Genomic DNA, 9128 nt, shown 5'->3' on the forward strand with positions numbered 1-9128 from the left:
CGCCTGTCCGGTCCTCGCGCCCACCCGGAACGCGTGGTGGGCAACCCGGTCGCCGACGCGGTCCGCCGCGCCTGCTCCCGGATCACCATCCGGATCACGGCCGACGGACCGGGCATCCCGGTCGACTCTCGGGAGTTGGTGTCCCACCGTGTACACGAGGACCGGGCACGTGACGCGGGCGAATCCGCGACCGGCCGCGCAGACGGGCCGGCCGCTTTGGGTTCCGCTCGGCGGACAGCTCACCGGCCCGGCCTGCGGCGGTCGAAGATCTTGGTCATGGTGCCCGACCGGTACAGGGTGACCTGGGTGATCACCTGCAGCAGGAGCCACGACACCGCGTACAGGACGCCGTCCAGCGCGGGCACGGTGTCGACGGGCAGGGTGTAGGCCATCGCCAGCCGCAGCACCGCGTCACAGAGCAGGCCCACGCTCCACAGCACCGTCAGCCCGCGCCACACCCCCCTGAAGGACGCGTCCGTTTCCCACAGGCGTTCCAGCAGCGTCGCCCGGCCCGGCAGCAGAGAGCGCAACGCCTGGTAAGTGAAGGGGCGTGCGGTGAACAGAGTGATCAGCAGCCACAGTCCGGCCAGCGCGGTGAACAGGCCGTTGCGTGCGAGGGCGAGGCGCGGGTCCGCAGTCAGCAGCGAGCCCAGCGCGCTCACCAGCAGCAGCGCGATGATGAACACCCCGAGGGCGTCCAGCCTGCGATGGCGTATCGCGGAGTGGAGCGTGTGCAGGGCGGGCGCCGAGCCGCCCAGCAGCAGCGCCGTGATCTCTCCCGCACCGACCGCGCGGAGCGCGTAGTAGAGCCCGACGGGCAACACGATGTCGCAGACCACGGTGACGACGAAACCCCATGGGGAGGACGGGCTTTCGGTCGCGGTGGGGGGAGTGGCCGCGGGTTCAGAGGTGGGTGTGGGGGAAGCCATGGCGCTCCTGAGGCGTGGCCGGCGGGCCCTTGCCGGCGGGTGTCGGGTCGTACGCGGGCTGGGTGCAGCGGTCGAAAGCGTTCGACACCTCGCGGGCGCACCGATCCAGGTCCATCGCCACGACCCGCAGGTGCTGGCACACGACGCCGTCGATGGCTCCGCGGATGACCAGGGCCATGGTGGAACAGTCGAAACTGCCGAACTCGCCGGCTCTGCGGCCCTGTTCGAGCAGGGTGACCAGCCGTTCGACGGACATGATGCTGCGCTCGATGTTGTCCAGGCCGGTGATGCGCCGGTCGCGGATCATCCCGATGATCTCGGTCAGCGCCCGGGCGTACAGCGGGTAGCGGGCGATGAAGTCGAAGTTCGACCTGATGTACGCGGTGAGCTTGCCGCGGTAGGTCTTCTCGTCCTCCATGCACGCGGCCGCCAAAGTGTCGGCCTTCACGACGACCGTGTGAGCCACTTCGGCGAAGAGCTCAGGCTTGCCGGAGAAATGATAGGAGATCATTCCGGTACTGCTGAGTTTCGCCTGCTGGGAGATTCTGTTGAACGACGTCTTCGCATAACCGGTTTCGGCGAGCGTTTCGATAGCCGCCTGAACTATCTGGGCTCGTCGCGCGTTCTGCGTGAATGTGCGGGTGTTCACCCTGTCCTTGTTGGCCGTCATGGTGTCAGATTAGCCAGATCATGATCGAGATTTTCCTAGCGTTCGAGAATTCCGTGGCCGGGCCTTGCCGTACGGCATTCGGTCAGCGCACCGCGGTCCGCCGCGCCGTGGCGCCGACGGTGTCCATGAGTGTCATCGCCGCGACCGACTCCGCGCTCAGCTCCGCGTCGTTGCCGCCGCCCCCGCGCAGGGCCATGGCGAACTCCGCCAGCAGAAGCATCAGTTGGTCGGCGGCGGGCAGAGTGAGCCGTTCCTCGCGGTCCTGTTCCTCCAGTACCAGCAGCGGCTGATGGGCAGGCTGCGGGGTGAACGCCCGCGTCGCGGTCAGCCGCGCCCGGTCGCCCCACAGCGTGTACGTGGAGGCGTAGGCGTGCTCGAAGCCGAACGCCACCTCGGCCAGCACACCGGACGGCGAAACCAGCAGTGCCTGCCCGGACAGGTCGAGTCCGTCCGAGGCCCGGGTGCGCAGCGTCGCCCCCGCCACCTCAAGGCCCGGTCCGAGCAGCAGCGAAGCGGCACGCAGCGGATACACGCCGACGTCGAGCAGTGCGCCGCCGCCCAGACCGGCGTCGTAGCGGATGTCGTCCTCCGGCAACGGAGGGATGCAGAACGCCGTCTGCAGGAAGGCCAGTTGTCCCAGCCGGCCGCTCGCGACCAACTCGCGTACCCGCGCATGCTGCGGATGGTGGAGGAACATGAAGTTCTCCCGCAGCACCAGGCTCCGCTCCGCGGCCAGCGCGTACAGGGCACGCGCCTCGGCGGCGTTCACCCCGATCGGTTTCTCCACCAGCACGTGCTTGCCCGCACGCAGCGCCCGCTCGGCCCACCGGTAGTGCAGGGCCGTCGGCGTCGACACGTACACCGCGTCCACGTCCGGCCGTTCGAGCAGCGCCTCGGCGTCCTCCTCGGCCGCGCACCCGAACTGCTCCGCGAACCGGACCGCCTTCTTCGCCGTGCGCCCGGCGACGGCCACCAGGTCCCATTCCGGCATGCGTGCCACTGTGGGCAGAACCCGCCGCCAGGCGATCGACGACGTACCCAGCGCTCCCAGGCCCAGCGGCCGCGATCCCGCCGCCGTCACAGCGACCTCAGCGCGGTGATCAGCGTCCGTGCCTGCACATTCAGGTGGTGGCTGTAGCGCAGCAGTTCGTCCACCTGCCGTGGGGACACCCATTGGAACTCGTCCGACACCGCGGGTACCTCGTCCTCGACCTCGATGATCACGTAGTGGCTCAGGGCGTTCAGGAAACGCCCGCCCTCCTCCGACAGCAGCACGTCGTACACGGCTCCGGCGCGCCGCGCGCGCACCTCGTCCAGGTAGGGGGGCCAGGACGCGGGTGGGAGATGGGCGTAGTTCTCGGCCGTGCACTGCACCGTCGGGCCCAGCTCGACCACCGACAGGAACCCGGCCTCCGCGCGTGCCCGCAGCAGAACGTGCGGCACGCCGTTCATCCGCCGCACGAACAGCGCCGCCAGGCCCGTTCCGTGCGGCTCCAGCAGCGGCTGGGACCACGCCGCCACCTCGCGGCGGCCGGCGGACACGTCCACCGCCACGACACTGAAGTGGTGCCCGCGCACATGGGAGACGGTGCTTGGGTCGCGGTGCCAGCCGCTGGTCTCCGCCAGCCCGATCGGGGTGACGCTGACCTCGTGCTCGGCCCGCCGACGCGTGATCCAGCTGCGGATCTCCGTGTCCGTGTGCAGCGATCCGGTCGCCCCGGTGACGTCCGCCCGCCAGTCCGGCAGACACGACAGCACCGTACGGGCGTCCATGTTGACGACGTTGTCCTGGCGCAGCAGCCCATTGACCTGCCGGAGGGTCAACCAGGCGAAGTCCTCGCCCGCCTCGACCTCCGGACCGACCCGCACGATCATGTTCCGGTTCCGCTTGTGCAGAAACCACGAGCCCTGCTCCGACTGGAGCACGTCGGCCACCACCGACCCCGGTTCGGGACTACGGAAACAGTTCAGATACTTCACGGCCGAACCGCCGTGCACCCTCAGGTAGTTGCTTTTCGTCGCCTGCACCGTCGGCGACAGCTGCATCCCGTTGATGTTTCCCGGCTCCGACTTCGCCTGCATCAGCAGATGGGGAATTCCGTCGAATTCGCGCAGTGCGATGCCGAGGATCCCGATTTCGGGCTGATCGATGATCGGCTGCTCCCAGGCGGGCACCGGCCCGAAGTCCGAGCGGACCCGCAGCCCGTGCACCGAGAAGAAACGACCGCTCGCATGCCGCAGGTCACCGGTCCGCTGCTCGAACCGCCAGCCGTCCAGCTCCGCGAACGGCACCCGTTCGACCCGCTGCGGCTGCGTGCGGCGCCGGTCCTCCAGCCACGCCGTGAGTTCCACGTCGCTCATCACACCGTCCGCGACGGCCGCCGCGGACGCTGCCAACGCCGCGAGAGTGGCGGCCTCCTGGCCGCGCGACGGTGAAGGCGCGGTTGTCGGACTCATCGGTCTGCCCTTCTCTCGGTCCAGGAGCGTGGCCACGCGCCTTTCGGCCGCGGCGTGCCATCATCCGGATCCGCACCCGGAGGACACGGGAGCCGAATGCGGCCCTCCAGACTGCCCCCTCGGATTCGAGGATTCGCCTAGAGTGCGCCCCCTTGCGGGCCGCCGATCCACTGGCTATGACCCGCCACGGGCCCCCGGGCGGCCACGGGCAGAACCCTCCCGACCACCGTCCTGCCCAGCCCAGGGCGTGCCTAGAGATTCCCCTAGAGCGTTTCCCCGGACTGCCGGACGCCCCCTGGCCGCGTGCGAATGTGTGAGCCACCCCCGCCCCTCGCCCCTGGTGTTTGGAGTGCCATCGATGAACGAGCCGGTGCCCACCGACGTACGGAACACCGTTTCGGGCCACGAGCCCGTGGCTGTCGTCGGCCTCGCGTGCCGGTTGCCAGGAGCCGACGATCCGGCCGCGTACTGGGCCCTGCTCACCGAGGGCCGCAGCGCCGTCACCGACACGCCGCAGGACCGGCGCGAGGGCGTGCCCGCCGGCGGCTGGCCCACTCCGCACGGCGGCACGGCACCCCTGCGCGGGGGATACGTCTCGGCCCCCGCCGACTTCGACGCCGCGTTCTTCGGCATCTCGCCCCGCGAGGCCGACGCGATGGATCCGCAGGCCCGCCTCGCCCTCGAACTGGGCTGGGAGGCGCTGGAGCACGCCGGGATCCCCGTCGCCTCCGTCCCGCGCGCCACCGCCGTCCACCTCGGCGCCGATGTGTGCGACTACGCCGACGTCGTCCGCAACGCCGGACAGCAGCCCGGACACCACACCCTCACAGGCCTCAACCGCTCCCTGATCGCCAACCGGCTCTCGTACGCGCTCGGCGTCAGCGGTCCCAGCATGACCGTCGACAGCGCGCAGTCGTCCTCCCTCGTCTCCGTCCAGCTCGCCTGCGACAGCCTGCGCACCGGAGACTGCGAACTCGCTCTGGCCGGCGGCGTGCACCTCAACCTCAGCCCCGAAAGCTCCCTGGCCGCCGCCCAGTTCGGCGCACTCTCCCCGGACGGCGCCTGCCACACCTTCGACGCCGGAGCCAACGGCTACGTCCGCGGCGAAGGCGGCGGCATCGTCGTCCTCAAGCTTCTCTCCCGCGCCCTCGCCGACGGCGACGACGTGTACGCCGTCATCCGCGGCGGCGCCCTCAACAACGACGGCACGGGCGCCGGCATCACCACTCCGGACGCCGACGCCCAGGCCGCCGTCCTGCGCGCGGCCTGCTCCCGCGCCGGGGTCGACCCCGGCGACATCGGCTACGTCGAACTGCACGGCACCGGAACCCGCGTCGGCGACCCCGTCGAGGCCACCGCCCTCGGCGCGGTCCTCGGCACCGCCGAAGGCCGCCGCGCCCCGCTCGCCGTCGGCTCCGTGAAGACCAACATCGGTCATCTCGAAGGCGCGGCCGGAATCGCCGGACTCCTCAAGACGGTCCTGTGCCTGGCGCACGGCCGGCTCGTGCCCAGCCTCAACCACCACGAGCCGAACCCCGCCATCGACCTCGACCGCCTCGGCCTGCGCGTCCAGCGCGAGACCGGCGTTTGGACCCCGGCCACCCCCGGAGCCCCCCTGCGCGCGGGCGTCTCCTCCTTCGGCATGGGCGGCACCAACGCCCACCTCGTTCTCGAACAGGCTCCGCTCACCGAGACCGCGAAGACCGCGCAACAGCCCCGGACCACTCCCGTCACCATCCCCTGGCTGCTGTCCGCCCGTACCCCCGAGGCACTGCGCGCCCAGGCCGACCGCCTGGCCTCGCACGTCCGTGACACCGGCGCCGACCCCGTCGACACCGCGTGGTCCCTGTTCAGCACCCGCACGCCCCTCACCCACCGAGCCCTCGCCGTCGGCGCGGACACCGCCGGCCTGCTCGACGCCGTCGCCACCGCCGTCCCCGCGGGCCCCGTCGACGGCGACGTGCACCGGCCCGTCTTCGTCTTCCCCGGCCAGGGCAGCCAGTGGGCCGGCATGGCCGCCGGACTCCTCACCGACTCACCCGCCTTCGCAACCCGCCTCGCCGAGTGCGCGAACGCCCTCGCCCCGCACGTGGACTGGGACCTCGGAGCCGTCCTGCGCGCCGACGCCGACGCCCCGTCCCTGGACCGCTCCGACGTCGTCCAGCCCGCCCTGTGGGCCGTCATGGTGTCCCTGGCCGCCGCGTGGCGGGCCCACGGTGTGCACCCCGCCGCCGTCGTCGGTCACTCCCAGGGCGAGATCGCCGCCGCCTGCGTCGCCGGAGCCCTCAGCCTGGAGGACGCCGCGCGCGTCGTCGCCCTGCGCAGCAAGATCCTCGTTCCCCTCGAAGGCCGTAGCGGCATGGTCTCGCTCGGCCTCTCCGAGGAGGCCGCCCGCCGCTTCACCGCGCAGTGGGGCGACCGCGTCACCATCGCCGCCCTCAACGGCCCCTCCTCCACGGTCGTCTCGGCCGACATCGACACCGTCAGCGACATCCTCGCCACCGCGGCACGGCACGACGTCCGCGCCGGCCGCGTCGGAATCGACTACGCCTCGCACTCCCCGCACGTCGAACCCGTCCGCGAGGAGATGCTCGACCTCCTCGCCTCCGTCACCCCGCGCCGCCCCGAGGTGCCCTTCTTCTCCACCGTCACCGGCGACTGGCTCGACGGCGCTGCCACCGACGCCCGCTACTGGTACGACAACCTCCGCAACCCCGTCCTCCTCGAACCCGCCGTACGCGCCCTGACACTCGCGGGCCACGGAGCCTTCGTCGAGGTCAGTCCGCACCCCGTGCTCACCGCACCGGTCCAGGCGACCGTCGAGGCCGCCGCCGGCCCCCGGCACGCCGTCGTCATCGGCACCCTGCGCCGCGGCGACGGCGGCGCCGCCCGCCTCCAGACCTCCGTGGGCACCCTGTGGACCGCAGGCGCCGACGTCGACTGGAGCCCCGTCTTCACCGGCCTCGCCCCCCGCCGCGTCACCCTGCCCACCTACGCCTTCCAGCGCCGCCGCCACTGGGTCACCGGCACCCCCGCAACCGCCCCCGCACGGGCCACGGACACCGCCGCCGAGCCGGCCCCGCAACCGGTCGTCGAGCCCGTCACCGCACTCGACTCCGCCGGCGCCCTGCGCCTGGTCCGGGAGAGCGCCGCGGTGGTTCTGGGCCACCCGGGCCCCGCCGCGGTGGACCCCCTTCGCTCCTTCAAGGATCTCGGTGTCGACTCCGTCACCGCCGTCGAGCTGCGCGACCGCCTCAACACCCTCGCCGGTGTCCACCTCCCCGCGACCGCCGTCTACGAGTACCCGACGCCCGCCCGGCTCGCCGAGCACCTGAGCACCCCCACGCCCGCCGACGCGGCGCCTCTCACCCGCCGTGCCGCCGCCGACGAACCGATCGCCATCGTGTCCATGGGGTGCCGCTTCCCCGGCGGCGTCCGCAACCCCGAGGACCTGTGGCGCCTGGTCCGTGACGAGACCGACGCTGTTTCCGCCTTCCCCGCCGACCGCGGCTGGGACCTCGACGCGCTCTACGACCCCGACCCCGACCGCACCGGCACCAGCTATGTCCGCGAGGGCGGGTTCCTGCACGACGCGGCCGAGTTCGACGCCGGGTTCTTCGGTATCTCGCCGCGTGAGGCGACCGCGATGGACCCGCAGCAGCGGCTCCTGTTGGAGACCACCTGGGAGACCGTCGAACGCGCGGGCCTCGACCCCCGCGCCCTGCACGCGACCGACACCGGCGTCTTCGTCGGCGCCACCGCCCCCGAGTACGGCCCCCGCCTCCACGAGGCGACCGAGGCCGTCGAGGGCCACCTCCTCACCGGTACGACCGCCAGTGTCGCGTCCGGGCGCATCGCCTATGTCCTGGGCCTGGAGGGTCCGGCGGTCACCGTCGACACGGCCTGTTCCTCGTCCCTGGTCGCCCTGCACCTCGCGGCACGGTCCCTGCGCGCAGGGGAGTGCTCCCTCGCCGTCGCCGCGGGCGCGACCGTGATGTCGGGCCCGGGGATGTTCGTCGAGTTCAGCCGGCAGCGGGGTCTTGCCGCCGACGGCCGTTGCAAGCCCTTCGCCGCAGGAGCCGACGGCACCGGTTGGGGCGAGGGTGTGGGTGTGCTGCTCCTTGAGCGGTTGTCGGATGCGCGGGCCAACGGCCATCAGGTGCTGGCGGTGGTGCGTGGTTCGGCCATCAACCAGGACGGCGCCTCCAACGGCCTCACCGCCCCCAACGGCCGCTCCCAGCAGCGGGTGATCCGGGCGGCGTTGGCCGACGCCGGCCTGTCGGCGGCGGATGTGGACGTGGTGGAGGCGCACGGTACGGGGACGAAGCTGGGTGACCCGATCGAGGCGCAGGCGCTGCTGGCGACGTACGGGCAGGAGCGGGCCGGGGACCGGCCGCTGTGGCTGGGGTCGGTGAAGTCCAACATCGGTCACACACAGGCCGCCGCCGGAGTCGGCGGTGTCATCAAGATGGTCCAGGCGATGCGACACGGCACCCTGCCCAAGTCCCTGCACGCCGAAGCTCCCTCCACGCTGGTCGACTGGTCGTCGGGTGCGGTGGAGTTGCTGGGGCAGGCGCGGGAGTGGGAGGAGAGCGACGGTCGGCCGCGTCGGGCGGCCGTCTCCTCCTTCGGTGTGAGTGGTACCAATGCCCATGTCATCCTCGAGGAGGCCGGTCCGCTTCTTGTGGAGGAACCGGCGCCGGCTGCGGTCGACGGGTCGGGCGTGGTTGTTCCGTGGCTGCTCTCCGCCCGCTCGGAGAAGGCGCTGCGTGCTCAGGCGGGGCGGTTGGCGACCTATCTGGAGAGCACGGACGACGACGGGGTCGACGTCGCGCATTCTCTGCTGGTGGGTCGTGCCGCGCTGGAGGAGCGGGCCGTCGTCGTCGGCTCCGACCGTGAGAGCCTCGTCGCCTCGTTGCGTGCTCTGGCCGGTGGAGCGGCTGACACGGGTCTGACCCGGGGCACTGTCCGGCACATCGGCGACGCGGTGGATGCGGTGTTTGTGTTTCCGGGGCAGGGGGCGCAGTGGGTGGGGATGGCGGTGGAGCTTCTTGATTCTTCGCCGGTGTTCG

At 71.8% G+C, this 9128-nt stretch carries 5 protein-coding genes; 1 reads left to right on the forward strand and 4 read right to left on the reverse strand.

Features of this window, described 5'->3' with window-relative positions; translation table 11 throughout:
* Positions 1-239: 239 nt before the first annotated feature.
* The 4 genes from ACFU53_RS27820 to ACFU53_RS27835 form a co-directional block, all read right to left on the reverse strand.
* Positions 240-929: a VC0807 family protein gene (locus ACFU53_RS27820; protein WP_383997948.1), complete on the reverse strand. Its 690-nt coding sequence runs from the start codon at positions 927-929 to the stop codon at positions 240-242.
* On the reverse strand, positions 904-1599 hold the full coding sequence (locus ACFU53_RS27825) for a TetR/AcrR family transcriptional regulator (RefSeq protein ID WP_383997951.1): 696 nt from the start codon (positions 1597-1599) through the stop codon (positions 904-906). Before ACFU53_RS27825 ends, ACFU53_RS27820 begins: the two co-directional genes overlap by 26 nt.
* Before the next feature lie 82 nt (positions 1600-1681).
* Positions 1682-2680, reverse strand: coding sequence for a Gfo/Idh/MocA family protein (locus tag ACFU53_RS27830; RefSeq protein WP_383997954.1), 999 nt, complete (start codon positions 2678-2680; stop codon positions 1682-1684).
* The gene (locus ACFU53_RS27835) at positions 2677-4056 is read right to left on the reverse strand and encodes an NDP-hexose 2,3-dehydratase family protein (RefSeq protein ID WP_383997957.1); all 1380 of its coding nucleotides are present in this window, start codon (positions 4054-4056) and stop codon (positions 2677-2679) included. The genes ACFU53_RS27830 and ACFU53_RS27835 overlap by 4 nt, the downstream gene beginning before the upstream one ends.
* Before the next feature lie 358 nt (positions 4057-4414).
* On the opposite strand from ACFU53_RS27835, the gene ACFU53_RS27840 reads away from it, so the two are divergent.
* On the forward strand, positions 4415-9128 hold a 4714-nt coding region (locus tag ACFU53_RS27840; protein ID WP_383997959.1), incomplete at its 3' end, for a beta-ketoacyl synthase N-terminal-like domain-containing protein.

Source organism: Streptomyces sp. NPDC057474 (genome assembly GCF_042802555.1).
Lineage (GTDB): Bacteria > Actinomycetota > Actinomycetes > Streptomycetales > Streptomycetaceae > Streptomyces.